This window comes from Hymenobacter sp. YIM 151858-1, from assembly GCF_025979705.1.
Classification (GTDB): domain Bacteria; phylum Bacteroidota; class Bacteroidia; order Cytophagales; family Hymenobacteraceae; genus Solirubrum.
This window is the reverse complement of record NZ_CP110136.1, coordinates 1,860,034-1,878,211: the sequence shown is the minus strand read 5'-3', so window position 1 is coordinate 1,878,211 and position 18,178 is coordinate 1,860,034. Positions and strand designations below refer to the sequence as shown.

Below are 18,178 nucleotides of genomic sequence, written 5' to 3'. Positions count from 1 at the left end.
AGGCCTACGATTCGTAGTAGTTCAGCACCTTGTGGCCGGCCTCGCGCAAGGTGGCGTCGCGGCGGAACAGCTCCAAGTCGGCGTGCATCATGTCCTGCACCAAGGCGGGCAGGTCGTACTGCGGTTTCCAGCCCAGCTTTTCCTGTGCTTTCGTAGGATCGCCGATGAGCAGTTCTACCTCGGTGGGGCGGAAGTACTCCGGGTCGACGGCCACGACCTCCTTACCTAGGGGCAGCTGAAACTCGGGGTTGTGGCACGCCACCACGTGGCCGGTTTCCTCGGCGCCTTCGCCAAAGAACGTCAGCTCGATGCCCACCTCGCGGAAAGCCAGGCGCACGAAGTCGCGCACGGTGGTGGTCACGCCGGTGGCGATAACGAAGTCTTCGGGCTGATCCTGCTGCAAAATGCGCCACATGGCCTCTACGTAGTCCTTGGCGTGGCCCCAGTCGCGCTTGGCGTCGAGGTTGCCCAGGTACAGTTTGTCCTGCAGACCTAGGGCAATGCGGGCCGCCGCGCGGGTAATCTTGCGCGTCACGAACGTTTCACCGCGCAAGGGCGACTCGTGGTTGAAGAGGATGCCGTTGCAGGCGTACATGCCGTAGGCCTCGCGGTAGTTCACCGTAATCCAGTAGGCGTAGAGCTTGGCCACGGCGTAAGGCGAGCGGGGGTAGAAGGGCGTGGTCTCGCGCTGGGGCACCTCCTGCACCAGGCCGTAAAGCTCCGAGGTGCTGGCCTGGTAAATGCGCGTCTTGTCCGTCAGGCCCAGGATGCGGATGGCCTCCAGCAAACGCAAGGTGCCCACCCCGTCCACGTCGGCCGTGTACTCGGGCGTGTCGAAGGACACCTTCACGTGCGACATGGCGCCCAGGTTGTAAATCTCGTCGGGTTGCACCTCCTGCACAATCCGGATCAGGTTCGTCGAGTCCGACAAATCGCCGTAGTGCAGCTTAAAGCGGATGTCCTGCTCGTGGGGGTCTTGGTAGAGGTGGTCAATACGTTCGGTGTTAAAGAGGGAGGAGCGGCGCTTGATGCCGTGAACTTCGTAGCCTTTGCTGAGCAGCAGCTCGGCCAGGTACGAGCCGTCCTGGCCCGTAATGCCGGTAATGAGGGCACGCTTCATGGTAGGGGAGCAAAAGAGAGGTGGTGGAGATATGACAAAGCTTTTGCTAGAACTTTGCCGGCAAATAATTGGATTACTTATCTCTTAAACAATGGTTGCGATAAATAAAATTAATTTTTTATTCAGAAAAGTACCATTGCTCACCGTCGAATGCAAAAAGCCCGACCATGCTTATGGTCGGGCTTAGCTAACGCGCTGTAAAACAACAAAGCCCGGCAGTTGCCGGGCTTTGTTTAGTGGAGCGAGATGCGACGATGGAAGCTTACTGCGTGATGCGGTAGATTTCCATGCCCGATACGTTGATGGCGCCGCCGGTGCTACGCAGCTCAATGATGCCGTTGGTAACGGTAACCTTCTGCGGAGCAGTTTTGCGCCAGGTGCCGGGGGCACCGCTGTTGTGGTTCGTCAGCGAGGGCAGGCCATTCAGCGTGGTGCTGTAGGTTTGGGCATAGTTATCTTCGAACACGTAGTACGATACCTCGTAGGTGCCGTTCGGTACGTTGTTCACCGTCAGGCGCAGGTTGTTGCTCCATACAAACGAGCGGATCATCTGGGCGCGGGCGGCGTCGGTAGCGGGGTTAAGCGTTACCGATTGCGTCGAGAGCTTGCCACCGTTGGTGGTGATGTCCTTGAACGTGGTGCCGTCCTCGTAGCTGATGCCGTCGATGGTTTGGGCCGGGCCGTTCAGGTTGATGGCGCGGAACAGCGTGCGGGTTGCAGCCGGAGCCGTGGTGGTGTTGTGCTTCCACACCTCAACACCCGAGAGGTTGGGGTGGCCGCCCGAAGTGCTCAGGGCGATGGTGCCGTTGCTCACCTCAACCTTGAAGGGGCCCACGCGCTGCCACTGGCCAGCACCGCCGGTGTTGTGGCCCGATTTCACCGTTTGGCCGTTCAGCACAATGTTGGTGGTTTCGGCGTTGTTATCCTCCCAGATGTAGGCGTACACCGAGTAAGAGCCGGCGGGCACGCTCGTCAGGGTAGCGCCCACGGTGCTGCCGCCTACGGCCGTTTGCAGCATGCCAGCGCGGGTAGCGTCGGTAGCCGGGCTCAGCGCCGTAGCCGTGTTCGAGAAGTTCATGCCCGTTACCTGCAGGTTAGCAGCGCCAGCCGAAGCTTCCCACTTGTTGCCGTCGAGGGTTACGGCCGTGCCGTTGATGTCGATGCCTCGGAAGAAGGTAGCATCAGCCGGGCCGGCCATGGGCGTGCTGCCCGTGGTGGGAGCGGCCTGTACCGATACCGATACGGCAGCCGAGTTGGTGGTGGCGCCAGCGTTGTCAGTGGCGCGGGCCGTCAGGCTCAGCGTGCCGGCAGCAGCCGGCGTAAAGCTCAGGGTGTAAGGAGCCGAGGTGTCTTCGCCCAGCTTGGTGGTGCCGTTGAAGAACTCAACCTTAGCCACGGTGCCATCGGCATCGGCTGCCGTTGCCGACAGGGCCAGCGGCTGACCTAGGGTAAGGCTGGCCAAGGCCGAGAGGGTAACCGTAGGAGCCTGGTTGGCTACTGCCGTGTGCTTCCAGACCTCGATGCCCGAAAGGTTGGGGTGGCCGCCGGTGGTGCTCAGGGCAATGCTGCCGTTGCTCACCTCAACCTTAAAAGGACCCACGCGCTGCCAGTTGCCAGCCGAGCCGGTGCTCAGGCCCGACTTCACGGTCTGGCCGTTCAGTACGATGTCGGTGGTTTCCGGCGCGTTGTCTTCCCAGATGTAGGCGTACACCGAGTAGGTGCCAGCGGGCACGCTCGTCAGGGTAGCGCCTACGGTGCTCCCGCCTACAGCGGTGCGCAGCATGGTGGCGCGCTCAGGCTCGGTGTTGGGCGAAAGCGTAACCGAAGGGTTGCTGAAGTTGGTACCCGTTACCTGGAAGTTGGCAGCGCCCGTAGCAGCTTCCCACTTGTTGCCGTCGAGGGTTACGGCCGTGCCGTTGATATCGATGCCGCGGTAGAAAGCAGCGCCTACGGGGCCGGCCATGGGCGTGCTGCCCGTGTTGCCGCCGCCCTCAGTGGGGGCCGGAGCCGGAGTTGGTGCAGGAGCGGGCGAGGTAGGAGTAGTCGGGGTAGGCGAAGTGCCGGTGCCCGAACCACCCACACCTAGGGTGATGCTGTTCTGCTGCAGCTTCTGCTGCCACAGCGTCCACTCGTTTTTCTCCGTGTCAACCGTAATCGGGTTGGGCAGGTGGTTGGTGCTCGTGCAGTTGTTGCAGGCACCGGTGCTCAGGTCGTGGCGGTTGGCGAACGGTACGTTGTAGCCTTCGCGGTAATAACCGATGGTGTTGTTGTCCGTCTGGTTATTATAGAATACGTTGCTCGGTTGCTGGTAGGCGTTGAAGATAGCCGTAGCAGCCCAGGCCGAGGGCAGCTTGGTACCGTCGGGCAGGTAGCCGGCCGTTACCATGCGGTTGTGATGGAAGCGTACATCGTGGCCCGAGGCAATGTTCATCGCCGCGTTACACGTCGAGATGAACTGGTTGTTGTAGGCATCGATGAAGGCAGCCGTAGTCGAGGCCGACGAACCGTCGCCGTCGGTGGTCATGCCGGTGCCCGTGAACTTGCTGGCCGTAGCCGGGATGGGGTACGCACCCTGCACGTAGTTGTCGTGCACGCGCGCCGGGCTGCCCGACACACCACCCGAGTTGTAGAAGTTGATGTTGTCTTCTACCAGCGAGTTGTTGGGCTCGTTGATCACCTGGTTCCAGGCAACTTCGATGTTGCCCACGTTGCGCACCTGGTTCAGGCCCAGAAACTGCACGTACTCGCCACCGCCGTTGCGGAAGCGGCCGTCGATGTTCTTGGCCACGTTGCGGCGCACCGTGAGGGTTTGCGAAGGCGAACCGTCGCCGCTCCACTGGTAAGCTGCAACACCTGAGGTGTGTTCGAAATAGTTGTTTTCAACCAATACCGAACGACCCGAGTTTACCTCCACGAAACGGCCGTGGCGGCGGTTATCCACACTCTGATTCAGGCCGTAACCTTTGTTGTTGCGGATGATCAGCGTGCTACCGCCGTTCTTCGCGTCAATCAGGTCGCCAGCGCCTGCCAGGATACAGTTCTCGATAGTAACCGGTTGGGTAGTCTGGATTCGGATACACGGCGTGTTGGAGTCCGTGCTCTTGAAGTTACCAGAGTAGGTACCACCTTGCGTAATTACGAGGGGTGCCGAATACGTCACATTAGGGGCTTGGCCCTGCGCTAGCGATTCGCTAGGCTGCAGGCCAATCATCGACAGCACGAGCACCACTGAGGGCAGAAAGCGTGCACCAGAGTTTTCACGGTCAAACCGCGGCCGGAATCCAGAGGTTTTTTGCATTCTGTTTTTGTTAGAAAAAAAGGTCCTTTGCAGGAATTGTTGCGGTTTCAACCTGGGTCGGTCACAATTCGTTCCGAGCGCCAGATCTTTAATGTGCAATTGGCGGTTTCCGGATTCATTATCCTCGCACGAGGAAAGAATTCAACCAGAAAATCCATTTTGACCGCAATGCAAACCAGGTTATTGCTTCCGGGCCCAGAGGCTTCGCCTTGTTTGCTTTGTGTCGTTACCAAGCTAAGTAAGCTTTAATTAAAGCTTTTAACCCAACTTCACTACTCTCCGTACTTAGCAGGCAACCACTTATCACCTACTTCCTCCATCGCCCGAATACCCGCTGTACAATCCTGCTGATGCACGGTGTACGCCGTTTAATCAGGTCTTCAACTCAGCTATTACCTGTTAAAAGTGCAATTGCTGGTGCCGGTGTTCACTGCAAATGTATAAAAGTTTTGTAAACACCAAGGGCGGTCGAAAATAAAGTTGAATTGCACTATTTAGATGCGCAGTGGGGCGTTGGCCGTACCGATATAGCGAGTATGGCCCAAGAGGCGCAGATTTTGATAGACCGATTCTAAGTAAGCTCGGCCATAAAAAAAGCACTCCGAAAGGGAGTGCTGCCGAAAAAAAGTTGAAAAACCTTAAAAATCAGCCTAGTTCGGGGCGCAATGCCGGGGGTTTGGCGGTGGTCTGGGGCCCGACCTTGGTGCCCGAGCGGCTTAGCTTATCCAACCAAATCTGCCACTCCCGATTTTCTGTGGCGAGGGTTATCGGGTTGGGTAAGTGCGTGTTGGCAAAGCAAGTGGGGCAATGGCCGGTGCTCAGGTCGTGGCGGTTGGCAAACGGCACGTTGTAGCCGCGCTTGGCAAACCCGATGATGTTGTTATCGACCTTGTTGGCAAAGAACACGCTGCGCGGTTTGTTGTAGGCGTTGTAAACGGAGGTGGCCGCATACGTAGCCCTAAGCGCGCGGCCATCGGGCAACTGGCTGCTGCTTACCATGCGGTTGCGGTAATAGCGCACGTGGTGCCCGGCGGCAATGTTCATGGCCGCGTTGCAGGTAGATACCACCTGGTTCTGAAAGGCCTCGACGTAGGCCGTGCAGGTAAGCGGCGAGCTGCCGTCGCCGTCGGTGGTGATGCCACTGCCGGTAAAGGTATCGGCGGTGGCGGGCACGGGGTAGGCGCCCCGGATAAAGTTGTTGTGGATGCGGATCGGGCTCGTGGGCGTGCCCGAGGAGTTGTGGATGTTGATGTTGTCTTCGACCATCGACTGATCGGGCTCGTTGATGACCTGGTTCCAGGCAATTTCGACGTTGGGCACCCGAAGCACCTGATTCAGCAACACAAAATGCGCCTTGCGGCCGCCGCCGTTGCGGTAGCGCCCGGTTATGTTGTACACCTTGTTGCGAAGAATCCGCAAGGTTTGGCCAGCCGAGCCGTTGCCCTGCCATTTGTACACCACAATGCCGCTGGTTTGGCGCAGCTCGCAGTTGGTTACCGCAAGCGAGGTGGCGTCGTTAATTTCCAGAAACCGGCCCGGGGCTTCATCGTCGTTGGTGGGGGCCAGGGCCACGCCTATGCAGTTCTGCACCGTCAGGCGGGCGCCGCCGTTGCGGGCATCAATCAGCAGGCCGGGGCCTTCGAGCCGGCATTGGCGCAGCACCACGGGCTCGTCGGTATCGATGCGGACGCACGGCTTATCGGGGCTGGTGCTGCGGAACGTGCCCGTGTAAGTGCCGCCGCGTTTGATAACCAGCGTTTCGGCGCCGGGCACTCCGGCCTTCTCGGAGGCGGGCACAGCCAGGCACGAGCCAAACAAAGACCAGCAAATCAGACGAAAAGGCAGCATAGGGGTAGCGTGTGGGTGAAAGTGCGGGTAACATAATGGCTAACGGCACCTGCCGGCGCCGCTGGCAGCGTACCGCACCTAGGGCTTGGTACACTGGCCCATGCTTTTGCCCGCCTCACCACCTAGGGCTGCCTTTGGCGCGCGGTTAGTGCAGGAAATAGCCCACCAGCCGGCGGGCATAGCCATTAACCAAAAACAGCGGCACCAGCGGCGTGGGGCAGTTTTTCAGGGCGAAGTGGGTGAAGTTGCGCAGGTTGCCGCCGCCCCGGATGCCGAACAGGTGCTCGTAGTAGCCGCGCAGGCTTTTTTGCTTGCGGGTAATTTCCTGCCCGCTTTCCTCGGGGTAGGTAAGCAGGTGCGCATCGTAGTTGATGTAGACCGGAAAGCCGTGGCGGCGCGCCACGCTCGTAAAGTCGTAATCGGCCAGGTAGTGGGGCAGGCGCTTCTCATCGAACAAGCCGATGCTGGCAAACACCTGGGCCGGAATAAGCAGCCCCCGGCCGGGCAGGTAGGTTACGGGGTGCAGGCCGCGGCGCTGTTCGGGTTTCAGCACCTCCAGCAAGTCGCTGCGGCGGTGCGTAAGCCAGCTGAACACCTCGCCGCCGTAAATGGGCTGGGTGGTGGAGGCATCGAGCTCCAACGCACCCAGGAGCGCGTCGGGGTGCTTTTGGGCCCACTGCAGCATGCGCTCCACAAAGGCCGCGTCGCAGATTACGTCGTTGTTGAGCGTCATTACGCGGTCGGCGCCGTGCTCCAGGGCGCGGCGGATGCCCATGTTCACGCCGGCCGTCCAGAACAGGTTGCCGTCGCCGTGCAGCACCTCCACCTCCGGAAACTCGCGCGCCAGCACTTCGCTGGTGCCGTCGGTCGAGCCGTCGTCGACCACGATGGTGCGGAAACGGGTGGAGGTTTGCTGCCGCAACGACTGCAGGCAGGCGCGGGTATAGGCCAGGCGGTTGAATACCGGAATGACGATGTACAACATAAGCCTTGGGAGGAGAAAGGTGGAGAAGCTTAAGTGGAAGAGGTTGTGGGCCTGGCACTACCCTAGGGCAGCACCGGAGTATTCGAGGGCAGGGGCCGGCGTGGCGGGCTCGGCAGCTGGCTGCGTTGGCCGAACCGGTACCGGCTCGGCCAGCTCGGCAAAGGCGGGCTCCAGGGCGGCCAGGCGCCCTAGGTGGTGCGCCACCAGTTTGGGCCAGGTGTGCTGGCAGGCATAGGCGTAACTGGCCCGGCCCATGCGCTCCAGCTCGGTGGGGTGGTCGTAGAGGTACTCCACCTGGCGGGCCAGGGCTTCGGCGGTGGCCTCGGGGGTGGTTACGGGCACCTTAATGCCCGCATAGTCCGGAATGAAATCGGTGGCGCCGTGGTGGTCGAGGGTGAGAATGGGCAGGCCCAGGGCCATCGACTCGAGGTACTGCGAGGCGAAGGTGTCGCGCAGGCTGCAGAGCATAAACAGGTCGTGCTCGAGGTAAGCCTGCCGCACGGCACTAAAGGGCACGGCCCCGTGCCAGGTTACCTTGTCCTCGATGCCGGCCGCGGCAATCCAGCCCGGCAGCAGCGGGCCCACGGGCCCGTCGCCCAGAATGTCGAGGTGAAACTTGACGCGCGGATTCACCTTGCCCAAAGCTTCGATAACCAAATGCAGGCCTTTGCGCGGAAACAAACGGGCCAGCCACAAAATGCGCAGCTCGCCGTTGGTGCGTTGCGGCCGCACGGGGTACTCGGCCGGGTAAAACGCCGGAAACTGCCCGGTGCTCATGGCCAGCTCCACGCGTTTGGCACCTAGGCGGCGGGCCAGCTCGGCGGTTTCGCGGTTGGCGGCCAGCACCAGCTTGGCGTGGCGCAACGATTGCCGCACGTTGGGGTCGAAGGTGATGAGCAGCTTGCTGATGAGGTTGCGCATCGTTTCGGTTTTAAACCAATCGGGCAGGTAGCGGCGCAGCGAGGCCGGCGCCTGCATGCCGCCACCCAGCGGCCCCAGGAGCAGCGGCTTGCCCAGGCGCCACATCCAGGAGGCCATTTGCAGGCTGTTGTAGGTGATGTGGTACACCAGGTCGAACTCAACCTGCTTATCCAGCTCCTGCGCCTTGCGCCAGGCGCGGTATTGCCAGTAGATGTAGTGCACGTACACGCCAAACTGCCAGCGGTACAGGTAGTCCACAACCTTGGGCACGTGCACGTTCACCACCCGTATGCGCTGGGCAATGGGGTTGTCGGCGTGCTCGTGCAGGTATTTTTCGATGGAGCCGTTTTTGCCTAGGGGCGTGGTAAAGCACCACACCTGATGGCCCAGCGCGGCGGTTTCCCAAAGGGTATTGAAGCCGTGGCTGTCTTCGCCACCCGAGTTTGGCTGGCATCCGTAGGCTGAGAGCAGGATTTTCATGGGACTAAGCTTGGGGAGCCGGTGAAAGAAGCTCGGCATCGGGTGGAGCCAAGACGGAAGCAGGAGCGGGAGTGGGAGCGGCATGCGACGCGGCGGCGCGGCGCGGAAACAAACGGGACAGCTTGGCCCGGATGCGGCTTTGCAGGAACTCCTGGAAACGCCGCCGGTCGCGCGGCCGGTCGATGAGTACGTGGTGCGGGTGGTGCAGCGGAAACGGCAGCTCCAGGGTGGGCACATCGGCCTGGCTGTCGGCAGCATCCATGGTGTGCGTGCCCTGGGCGCCAAAACCAATGTTGCCCACCAAGTTCACGGCCGGCACAATGCACAGGCCCGAGTTGGCCGCAATGGCAAAGTGCCACTGGTAGTCCCACACATCGGGCGGCTGCGGCAGGCTGAGCACGCTGCGGATTTTGCTGAGGCGGTAGCGCTCCTCCAGCCACGAGCTGTAAATGCCTTTCAGCTTGCCCTGTGCCTCCAGCTCGGGCAGGCGCTGCATCCGAAAATCGAAGTGCTGCCAGGCGCGGCGCCACGTGGCCCAGCCCCAACTGTTCACTTGGTTGGAGAAGTGGTACGACTCGGTGCCCGGTCGGGGTACCTCGGCGGCTTCCGCAGCAAAGTTGTTGCCGCCGATGTGCATCACGCGGGTATCGTGGCGGTAGCGGGCCAGCAGCTCGGCGCAGAAAGGGAAAAAGGAGCGGGCCGGCACGCAGTCGTCTTCCAGGATAATGCCCTCCTCTTCGTGCTGAAAAAACCAGTCGATGGCCGTAGCCGGCGCCACGCCGCAGTTGAGGTTGCTGGCCCGAAACAGGGTTTGCACCGCGCAGGGCCAGTCTACCAGCTCGTGCACCAGGGCGCGGGTTTCGGCGCACAGGGCCTCGTCGGCGGGGCGGTGCGGGCGCGGGCCATCGGCGGCCACGTACAGGCGCGTGGGCCGCACCTGCCGAATGGCCTCCAGCACGCGGCGCGTGGTATCGGGGCGGTTAAAAATGAGGAGCAGCACCGGCGTCTCAAAGCCCGCGCTGGGGGAGTAGTTTTCAGGCATCTGCATGAGCTACGGCGGTGGAGGAAATGGCTTCCTCGGGGCGGCGCGTACGGCGCGGCATCCGAGGCTGGTAACTAACTGGCGCGGCTGCGGGCAAGGGGTCCATAATGGCCAGCGCAAACCCGTAAACGGAGTACATGTAATACGGCCAGTCGTAGGAGAAGCTGTAGAGCAGGCTGCTGCCCAGAAAGGCCAGAAAGGCGGCCGAGTTGGCATCGAGCGGCTCGGGGCTGCGCAGCCTTCGGATAATCAGCTTAACGGGCACCACCAGCACCAGCAGCACCCCGATAACGCCGAAGTAAAACAGGCGGTCGACGTACCAGCTGTGAAAGTGGTGGCCGGTGCCGTCTTTCCACACTTTCAGCTTCGATTCGGTGGAGTAAAACTGAATGGGCAGCTCAAACCCCTTCAGGCGCATGCCGGCCACGGGGTGCTCCAGAATAAAGGGCTCGTACGAGCGGAACTGCTGCAGGCGCCAGCTGCCGGTGCCTTGCTTGTCGGGGTTCTGGATGTCCTCGATGCTGGTTTCGAGGCGGGCCAGCACCTCGGGGTTGTTCAGCACCACGCCAATGCCGCCACCTAGGGCCACCACAATGGGCAGCACAAACAGCGGCGTAAAGCGCTGGAAGGAAAGCGTAACGCCCACCGTGCGGCGCAGCATCAGCACGTTGAGCGTGAGGGCCAGCACGGTGCAAAGCCACACCGTGCGGTGCTGCAGGAACACAATCATGCCCAGGGCCACAAAAAACACCAGCAACCTGGGCAGCCCGCCCTTGGCCATGTACTGGTTGAAGTAGTACAACGCCAGCAGCAGCAGCAGGTACGTCGACTCCACGTTGAAGCCGCGTTCGTTATCGACAAACGAAGCCAGGCTAAGCGCCTCCGGGAAGTTGATAACCAGGCTGGCCGCCAGCCCCACCAGCAAAAAGGCCATCAGCAGACCTAGGGGCGGCATGCCGTAGCGGCGGTAAAACCCGTACACCGCAAACAGCGGCATAATCACCAGCAGCTTGTTGAACACGTGCGGGTACACCATCCAGGTATCCCAGCCGATGCGCGACTCCAGGGCCAAGGCGGCCAGGCACGCCAGCATCACGAAATACCACGTGCGCATCGGGCGGCTGAAGTAGCGCAGGTACAGCGCGCTCAGCCCGATCATGCCGGCCGTAAGCAGCTGCATGCACATCCAAAGCACCGGGTCGTCGGCATCCTCGAACGCAAATGCCGTAAAGGCGCGGTCGGTGAGCAGCACAACCAGCAGTACAATCAGAAAGCGGAACCGCAGGCTGATGATCATGGCGGGTAAGCGGTGAAAAGGTGTTGGTTAGGTGAGTTCGAGCACCAGCGGCTCGGTTACAGCGTCGCGGTAGAGCTGGCGCGTCAGGGCCGTGGTGCGGGCCCAGGTAAAGTCCTGGCTGCGCAACTGGCCGGCTTCGCTGAGGCGCCGCCGCAAGGCTTTATCGGTAAGCACCTGCGCCAGCTGTTCGGCAAGCTGCTGCGGGGCATCGGGCCGGAAGTAAAGCGCCGCCTCCTGGGCAACCTCCGGAAAGCACGAGGCCGCGCTCAGCACCACCGGGCAGCCGTGGGCAAAGGCCTCCAGAATGGGCAGGCCAAAGCCTTCGTAGTGCGAGGGAAACACGAAAGCCGCCGCGTCGCGGTAGAGGTAGGCCAGCTCGGCGTCGGTAAGCGGGCCCAGCTGCAGTACCCGGTCGGTGAGGTGCAAGGTGCGCAACTGCTCCTGCTCGGGCAAGCTGAACGGCCCGCCGCCTGCGCATACGAAATACAGGTCGGGGTGTTGGCGGTGCAGCAGGCTGGCCGCTTCCAGAAAGCAGCCTAAGTTTTTGTACATGCCGCGCGTGCCGGTGTACAGCACGTAGCGCCCCGGCACCGCCGGCCTGGGGCCGGTGGCCTCGGTGGTGGTGGTGCCGTGCGGTATCACCACCACGCGCTCGGCGGGCAGGCCCAGCAAACGCATGGCATCGGCCCGGGTGTTTTCTGAAACCGTGATGATGCGGCTGGCGCGGTCGGCCACGCGCTTCAGATGACTCAGTTCCCGATCGGGGTAATACTCCGGATACAGGTACGGAATCATGTCGTGGATGGTGATGACGAAGGGCTTGCCCGCCGGCATCCGTTCCAGGAAGTAGTCGTCGTCGAACAGCGTGGGGTGAAACACATCAAACGCGGCCCGCTGCAGGGCTTTGCGCGCGGCCCAGTCGTTGCAGGCCTTAATGATGCGCCAGCCGCCCGGGAGGTTCGTGTTCGGGAAAAACGTGCGGTGGCGGGTGTGTTGCCCGTCGCGCAGGTACAGGTTGTTGCTGAACACCACCGGCAGCTCGCACTGCAGCTTGGGCCCGGCGTTGCGCATCAGCTCCCAGAAGTACCGCGACACGCCGCCGTAATTCTGGATGGTGAAGATCTGATGGTCGAATAGAACTCTGGTTCTCATACCAATTCAGCTTCAGGGTCGGGAGAAAGGGCTGCCCGGCGGTGCGCGGGGGCCGGGGCACCTAGGCGCTCAGCAGTTGCGGGGGCGGTAGCCTCGGTATCGGCAGGTGCCTCGGTAGCGGCGGCAGGGGTGGCACCTAGGCGCTGCATTAGCCAGGCGGCAGGCCCCGCGGCCCAGCCCGAGGTAGGCAACGAAAGCTTGCCCAGGATGCGGGCCAACAGCGCGCGCAGCGGCTCGGGCGGCCAGAACAGCAGCAGGCTGCCGGCCGTTACGGCCCCCGTGAGCAGGGCCATGCCAAACCGCACCGGCAACGGCGCGCCGGCCGTGCGCAGGCCGTACAGCACCAGGCCCAGCACCAGCGTCACCACGGCTGCCATGGTGAGGCCGGGCACGTAGGAGCGCAGCACCGCCAGCGGCGTCACGGCCAGCACCCGGTTCATCAGGCTCATGTACAGGATGGTGCGCACCACTTCGCCCATTACCACGGCCGAGGCCACGCCCACCAGGCCGTAGGGTGCCATCATCACAAACAGCAAGGGCAGCAAGGCCGTGTAGCCGATGTTCAGAACAAGCTTGGGCGAAAGCGTGGCCGTAGCATCGCACACCACGCCGGCAAACATGGTAACCATGCTCATCGAAAACGCGACGCACACCATTTGCAAAATGGGCGCGGCCTCCAGCCATTTCGGGCCCAGCATTACCAGCACAATTTCGGGCGCGGCCATGGCCGCGCCGGCGCAGGTAGGCATTACCACGGCCCCGATCAGCATAATGCTGCTCAGGTACACCTCGCGCAGCTTGGGGCGGTCGTGCTGCAGCTGGCTGAACGATGGGAAGATTACCTTGGCAATGCTGCTCGTGAGCAGGTAAATCGGGAGGCCGATGAGCATCCAGGCGCGGCTGTACAGACCCAGGGCTGCCGCGTTCAGCAACCGGCCGATGAGCAGAGTATCGAGCGAGCCGGTAAGAAACTCCAGAAAACTAATGGCCGACATGCGCGAGCCGTACGCCACCAGCGGGCGGTACACCTCCCACCGGAAAATCAGCAACAAGGAGTGGCGCGCCGCCGCGTAGGCCATAATGGTAAGCAGCAGCAGCTGGCCCACTTGCGCGCCCACCAGCGCCCACACGCCAAAACCGGCCCACGCCATTACGATGCCGATGCCGCCGTAGCTCAGCAAGTAAGCGGCTACCTCGATAATGGCCAAAATCTGAAAGCGCATTTGGCGGCGCAGCAAGCTCAGGGCAGTGGCATTCAGGCCCGTCAGCAGCAGACCCAGGGCCAGCACCCGCACCACCGGCACTACTTTGGGCTCGTGGAAAAAGGTAATGGCCAAGGGCGCACCCACCACCAGAATGGCCGCAAACAGCGCCCCCAGCAGGGCCGATGAAGTGAAGGCCGCCCGGACATCCTCGGTGGTGATGTCGGGCTTTTGGATGATGGCCTGCTCCATGCCCATTTGGGCGAAGTAGCTGCCGAACCGGAGAATGACGCCGGCCAAGGCCACCAGGCCAAACTCGGCCGGCGTAAGCAGGCGCGCCATTACGGCGGTGTAGCCTACCTGCAGCAGCGCAGTGGTAATGGAGGCGCCGGTGGTCCACTTCACACCGTGAACCGTGGCGGCAGTTAAACTGCGCGCCGGGGCAGCGGACGAGGCCATAAAGAAAGCAGTAAAAAGGTGGAGGCGGAGGAGCAGCCACGGCCAGCCGGCCGTGGCCTTCCCTAACTGCTATACCCGTAGGTATAGGCTTTCTTCTTGTAGCGGTACTCGTACGTTTTGTTGAAGTGCATGTCGTTGATGACGATGTAGACATGCTTGATCTTCCCCTGGTCGTAGAGCTCGTTGATCTGGCTGATGTACGAGGGGTCGGTGTAGTTCTGGCGCACCACGTAAATGTTGGCGTCGAGGTGGCGCAGCAGCACGAAGTACTCCGACACGTAGCCCACGGGCGGCGTATCGAGCAGCACGTAATCGTACTCCTCGCGCAGCTGCTCCATCAAACTCGTCATGCGCGTCGACTCGAGCAGCTCCATGGGGTTCGGCGGAATGTCGCCGCACATCAGCACATCGAGGTTGGGCACCGAGGAGGCGCGCAGGCACTCACCCAGCGGGCTTAGGTTGGCGAGGTAAGCCGCCAGGCCCGGCGCCTGCGGATCGTAGTTGAAGTAATTGGCCACGGTGGGGCGGCGCAGGTCCGTCTCGACGAGCACCACGCGGCGGCCCGAGTGGGCCAGCTCGGCGGCCAGGTTCACGGCGCAAAAGCTTTTGCCTTCGCCGGGTACCGAGGAGGTTACGCCAATCACTTTTTTATCGAGGCCGGCCGAGAGGTACTGCAGGTTCACCCGAATCGAGCGGAACGACTCGGCAATGGGGCCTTTCGGGTTGTGCAGCATCTCGTTGCGCTCCGCTTTGTTGCCGTGGGCTACCACGCCCAGCATCGGAATGTCGGTAATGCGCGACAGGTCTTCCTTGCTTTGAATACGGCGGTTGGCCTTGTCCATCAGCAACACAATACCCAGGGGCCCGAGCAGGCCGGCCAGCAGGGCCATAAAGCCCACAAACAGCGGCTGCGGGGCCGAGGGGCCGTTGCCGTTCATGGCAGCCCGGTCGATGATTTTTTTATCGGTGGTGTTGGTAGCCAGCTCAATGGCCGCTTCGGCGCGCTTGTCAACCAAAAAGCTGTAGTTCTTGTCGTTGAAATCCGACTTGCTCTTCAGCACGGCCAGCTGCCGCTCGTTTTCGGGCATGCGGCTCATTTCGGAGCGCACCTTGTTTAGCTGGGCCGTGAGGTCGGCCAGCTGAATATCCGTCGAGCGGATCATGCTGCTCAGGTTTTGCTCGAGCGAGGCCCGCGTGTTGCGGATGCGTTCGTCGAGCACCTCCACCAGCGGGTTGTTGGCGCTGGCATTCACCACCAGGCCCGAGCGCTCTTTGTAAAGCTCGGCCATCTGCAAAATCAGGCTGCTCAGCACGGGGTCGTTCACGCCCGAGGCCGAGGCGGCCGTAATGGCGCGGTCGTCGCGCAGCTGGCGTAGCATGCCCTGGTAAAAGCTGCGTTGCGAAGCCAGGCGGGTGCGCTCGGTTTCGAGGGTAGAGGTTTGCTGAATACCCGAGGCCGACTGAGCGTTGACATCGACCACGCCGCGCTCGGCCCGGAAGGTGCTCAGCTCTTCGGCCGATTTCTGGCGGGCCTGGGCCAGCTTGGCAATTTCGTTGTCCAGGAACTCCACCGTTTTCTGGCCCGTCTGGTTTTTCTCGCGCAGGTCAGCAGCGATGAACACGCTCATCAGCGTATCCAGAAACTGCTGCTCTTTTATGGGCACGTTGCCCTTGGTGCGCAGCTCAATAATGCGCGATTCCTGATCGATGGTGCGCACTTTCAGGCGGTCTTGGTAGGCCCCCACCAGGCTGCCCACGTCGTTCAGGGCGAAGAAGTACTTCTCGCCGGGCACCGCCGAGGCGCCGGGCTCGGGCTGGATGGTGATGTTGAGCAGGGCGTGGCGCAGCGGCTCGCCGGCCCGCAGCGTGTGGTCGAGCTCGGTGTCGATTACCTCGCGCACCAACGAGCCGCTTTGCAGGTCAGCGAGTTGGCCTTTGTCTACTTTGGCTTGCACGCGGTAGCGGCCATCGGGCAGCGGCTCCACGCTCACTTTGGTGCCCGTGAGCTGCGGGGCGCCTAGGTCGGGCACTACCCGGAAGGGCAAGGAGCCAGCCGGCCGCTCGCGCACTTGCAGGGTGGCCACCGAGTTGAGCCAGTTTTTGGGGGCCGCGTAGTAGCTTACTTTAAACTCGGGCAGCTTCTCGATGGCCTGGCGCACCATGCCGGCCGAGCTGATCAGCCCGATTTCGTCTTCCATCTGAATGCCGCGCTCCTTCACCTCCAGCAGATTCAGCAACTCCTGGGCTTGCTTGGAGCCTGTGCTTTGGTTGCCCAACAGCATGGTGGCGCGGTAATCGTACACCGGCGACTTTACCTTGAGGTACAAAAACGCCGCGGCACCGGCCAGCAGCAGGCCCAGCAGAAAGTACACCCAGCGGGCCCGCAGCTTGAAGAAAAGTTGATGTAAATCTAAATCGTCGGAGGTGGTAGCGCGTGATTCCATGCCGGTTGGGCTAGGTGTTTGTACGTATGGGAGCAAGCCGGTGCGGGCGCCGGTACCAGCAAACCTAGTTGGCGTTTATATAATTGAGAATCAGGGCCAAGGCCGAGATGCCCGAAAATACCAAGGCTAGGTTGGCCACGTTGGCGCGGTTGGTACGAGCAGCCAGGGGCTCCACGTACAGCGCATCGTTGGGCAACAAAAAGAAGTTGGGCGAGGACAGCAGCTTCGGGTCGGTGAGGTCGAGCAACAGCACCTCGTTGCCTTTGGGCGTGGTCCGGATCAGCTTGATGTTTCGGCGGTTGCCAAACTCGGTCAGGTCGCCGGCCAGCCCCAGGGCCTCCAGCACCGTCGCTTGGCCGTTATACACAAAATGGCGCCCAGGGTTTCTTACTTCGCCCAGCACCGTGATTTTAAACGACAGCAGCTTTACCAGCACGTTGGCATCGCGAACGTAGTTGGCCACCCCGCGCTGAATCTGGGCCTGCGTTTCCTCGATGGTGAGTCCCTGCACCTTCACTTTGCCCACGGTTGGTAGGTTGATGTGGCCGGTGGCGTCGACGTTGTAGCCGGCCAGAAACATGTTGCCCGGGTCGCCCTGAAACACCGCACGCGCATCCGTCACGTTAAAAATCTCGTTGAGCGCGGGCTGTACGCTCTGCACCCGCACCGATAGCACGTCGTTGGGCTGTATGCGGTAGGGTTGGGGCGTGTTGGCCGCCAGCACCGCCGTGCTGGTGTTGTACTTGCCTTGGAAATACGGCAGGTTGCGCTGCGGAACGCAGGCAGCAAACAAAAACGGCAGCACGAAAAGGCACAGCCGCACGCGGTGCAGTAGTAGGAGCATGGTGGTGGAGGAGTTACGCTTCGGTGCCGGCGTATACGCAGCAAACCAAAAGCTGGTGGCGCAGCCCTAGGTCGAAACGTACATCTGGACGAAAGAAGCAGTGGGAGAGCGTTGCCTATAGAATTTTTCCATAAACGTATAGGACGTAAATTTATTAGTCAAGTTAATCTTAAATTATTCTGATAATAATTTGTAATAAGTTTTGCTGCAATAATTCGACCAAACATTTTAAGCCGGGTTGCTATATGCTGTAGGAAAGCCGTAACCGGCTACCTTCGGACAAGTATTTTATCTGCCTATGAAGATTCTGTTGGTTGAAGACGAGCCGAAAGTGGCGGCGTTCCTGCAAAAGGGGCTTAGCGAGCAAACGCACCTGGTTGATATTGCGGCCGACGGCCTGTTGGGGCTGCGGCAGGCCCTCACAACGTCATACGATCTGATCATTCTCGACCAACTGCTGCCCGGGCTAAGCGGGCTGGAGGTGTGCCGGCAGGTGCGGGCCCACAACACGGCGGTGCCCATTCTCATGCTCACGGCCCTAGGTGAAACCGATGATAAGATTCGGGGGCTCGATGCCGGGGCCGACGATTACCTCGTGAAGCCCTTTGCTTTTCAGGAGCTGCTGGCGCGCATCCGGGCGTTGTCGCGGCGCCGGCAGGAGGCTCCCAGCCAGCCCGTGCTGCGCCTCGCCGACCTCGCCCTCGACCCCATGAGCAAGCAGGTAACGCGCGCCGGGCAAACCATTCAGCTAACGGCCCGCGAGTTTGCCTTGCTGCACTACCTGCTGCGCAACCAGGGCCGGGTAGTGTCGCGGGTTGATATTCTGGAGCACGTGTGGGAAACCAGCTTCGATACCGGCTCCAACGTCATCGACGTGTACATCAACTTCCTGCGCAAAAAAATCGACAAGGAGTTTACGCCCAAGCTCATACACACGCTCGTGGGCATGGGCTACGTGGCCAAAGTCAACGAAAGTTAAAGAGTTGGTGAATTAAGAGTTTTGAGTTTGGGAGTTGGTGAATTGGCGAGGTTGGTGGCCTGAGGCCATTGCGCCTACGGGCCCTAGGTGCCCGGCCTACGTTTTAC

Annotated in this window: 12 protein-coding genes; 1 reads left to right on the top strand and 11 read right to left on the bottom strand. The window is 61.4% G+C overall.

The features are described from left to right. Positions 1-4: 4 nt before the first annotated feature. The 11 genes from gmd to OIS50_RS08315 form a co-directional block, all read right to left on the bottom strand. Positions 5-1,120 (bottom strand): GDP-mannose 4,6-dehydratase, encoded by a 1,116-nt coding sequence (gmd, locus tag OIS50_RS08365; protein WP_264693859.1) that lies wholly within the window; start codon positions 1,118-1,120, stop codon positions 5-7. Positions 1,121-1,382: 262 nt separating this feature from the next. Then, positions 1,383-4,280: an Ig-like domain-containing protein gene (locus tag OIS50_RS08360; protein ID WP_264693858.1), complete on the bottom strand. Its 2,898-nt coding sequence runs from the start codon at positions 4,278-4,280 to the stop codon at positions 1,383-1,385. Positions 4,281-5,063: 783 nt separating this feature from the next. Next, positions 5,064-6,266, bottom strand: coding sequence for a hypothetical protein (locus OIS50_RS08355; RefSeq protein WP_264693857.1), 1,203 nt, complete (start codon positions 6,264-6,266; stop codon positions 5,064-5,066). Positions 6,267-6,411: 145 nt separating this feature from the next. Further along, positions 6,412-7,251 carry a glycosyltransferase family 2 protein gene (locus tag OIS50_RS08350; protein ID WP_264693856.1) on the bottom strand — a complete coding sequence of 280 codons (840 nt, stop codon included), beginning with the start codon at positions 7,249-7,251 and terminating at the stop codon, positions 6,412-6,414. 57 nt (positions 7,252-7,308) lie between these two features. After that, on the bottom strand, positions 7,309-8,652 hold the full coding sequence (locus tag OIS50_RS08345; protein WP_264693855.1) for a glycosyltransferase family 4 protein: 1,344 nt from the start codon (positions 8,650-8,652) through the stop codon (positions 7,309-7,311). A 4-nt stretch (positions 8,653-8,656) separates the two neighbouring features. Next, a complete protein-coding gene (locus tag OIS50_RS08340; protein ID WP_264693854.1) occupies positions 8,657-9,700 on the bottom strand; it encodes a nucleotide-diphospho-sugar transferase in 1,044 nt (347 codons plus the stop codon). Beyond that, a complete protein-coding gene (locus OIS50_RS08335) occupies positions 9,687-10,991 on the bottom strand; it encodes an O-antigen ligase family protein (protein WP_264693853.1) in 1,305 nt (434 codons plus the stop codon). Before OIS50_RS08335 ends, OIS50_RS08340 begins: the two co-directional genes overlap by 14 nt. Before the next feature lie 27 nt (positions 10,992-11,018). Further along, positions 11,019-12,143, bottom strand: a complete 1,125-nt coding sequence (locus tag OIS50_RS08330) for a glycosyltransferase family 4 protein (RefSeq protein WP_264693852.1) — start codon at positions 12,141-12,143, stop codon at positions 11,019-11,021. Further along, positions 12,140-13,804: a lipopolysaccharide biosynthesis protein gene (locus OIS50_RS08325; protein WP_264693851.1), complete on the bottom strand. Its 1,665-nt coding sequence runs from the start codon at positions 13,802-13,804 to the stop codon at positions 12,140-12,142. Before OIS50_RS08325 ends, OIS50_RS08330 begins: the two co-directional genes overlap by 4 nt. Before the next feature lie 62 nt (positions 13,805-13,866). Beyond that, positions 13,867-16,248, bottom strand: a complete 2,382-nt coding sequence (locus tag OIS50_RS08320) for an exopolysaccharide transport family protein (protein ID WP_264693850.1) — start codon at positions 16,246-16,248, stop codon at positions 13,867-13,869. A 64-nt stretch (positions 16,249-16,312) separates the two neighbouring features. Next, the gene (locus tag OIS50_RS08315) at positions 16,313-17,092 is read right to left on the bottom strand and encodes a polysaccharide biosynthesis/export family protein (protein ID WP_264693849.1); all 780 of its coding nucleotides are present in this window, start codon (positions 17,090-17,092) and stop codon (positions 16,313-16,315) included. 298 nt (positions 17,093-17,390) lie between these two features. On the opposite strand from OIS50_RS08315, the gene OIS50_RS08310 reads away from it, so the two are divergent. Beyond that, the gene (locus tag OIS50_RS08310) at positions 17,391-18,071 is read left to right on the top strand and encodes a response regulator (RefSeq protein ID WP_264693848.1); all 681 of its coding nucleotides are present in this window, start codon (positions 17,391-17,393) and stop codon (positions 18,069-18,071) included. Positions 18,072-18,178: the final 107 nt, after the last annotated feature.

What these genes read in the sequence shown, in the direction of transcription:
- OIS50_RS08340 (WP_264693854.1), bottom strand. Translation starts at nt 9,700, where the DNA reads ATGCAGATGCCTGAAAACTACTCCCCCAGCGCGGGCTTTGAGACGCCG.
- OIS50_RS08320 (WP_264693850.1), bottom strand. Translation starts at nt 16,248, where the DNA reads ATGGAATCACGCGCTACCACCTCCGACGATTTAGATTTACATCAACTT.
- OIS50_RS08345 (WP_264693855.1), bottom strand. Translation starts at nt 8,652, where the DNA reads ATGAAAATCCTGCTCTCAGCCTACGGATGCCAGCCAAACTCGGGTGGC.
- OIS50_RS08310 (WP_264693848.1), top strand. Translation starts at nt 17,391, where the DNA reads ATGAAGATTCTGTTGGTTGAAGACGAGCCGAAAGTGGCGGCGTTCCTG.
- OIS50_RS08355 (WP_264693857.1), bottom strand. Translation starts at nt 6,266, where the DNA reads ATGCTGCCTTTTCGTCTGATTTGCTGGTCTTTGTTTGGCTCGTGCCTG.
- OIS50_RS08330 (WP_264693852.1), bottom strand. Translation starts at nt 12,143, where the DNA reads ATGAGAACCAGAGTTCTATTCGACCATCAGATCTTCACCATCCAGAAT.
- OIS50_RS08325 (WP_264693851.1), bottom strand. Translation starts at nt 13,804, where the DNA reads ATGGCCTCGTCCGCTGCCCCGGCGCGCAGTTTAACTGCCGCCACGGTT.
- gmd (WP_264693859.1), bottom strand. Translation starts at nt 1,120, where the DNA reads ATGAAGCGTGCCCTCATTACCGGCATTACGGGCCAGGACGGCTCGTAC.
- OIS50_RS08335 (WP_264693853.1), bottom strand. Translation starts at nt 10,991, where the DNA reads ATGATCATCAGCCTGCGGTTCCGCTTTCTGATTGTACTGCTGGTTGTG.
- OIS50_RS08350 (WP_264693856.1), bottom strand. Translation starts at nt 7,251, where the DNA reads ATGTTGTACATCGTCATTCCGGTATTCAACCGCCTGGCCTATACCCGC.
- OIS50_RS08315 (WP_264693849.1), bottom strand. Translation starts at nt 17,092, where the DNA reads ATGCTCCTACTACTGCACCGCGTGCGGCTGTGCCTTTTCGTGCTGCCG.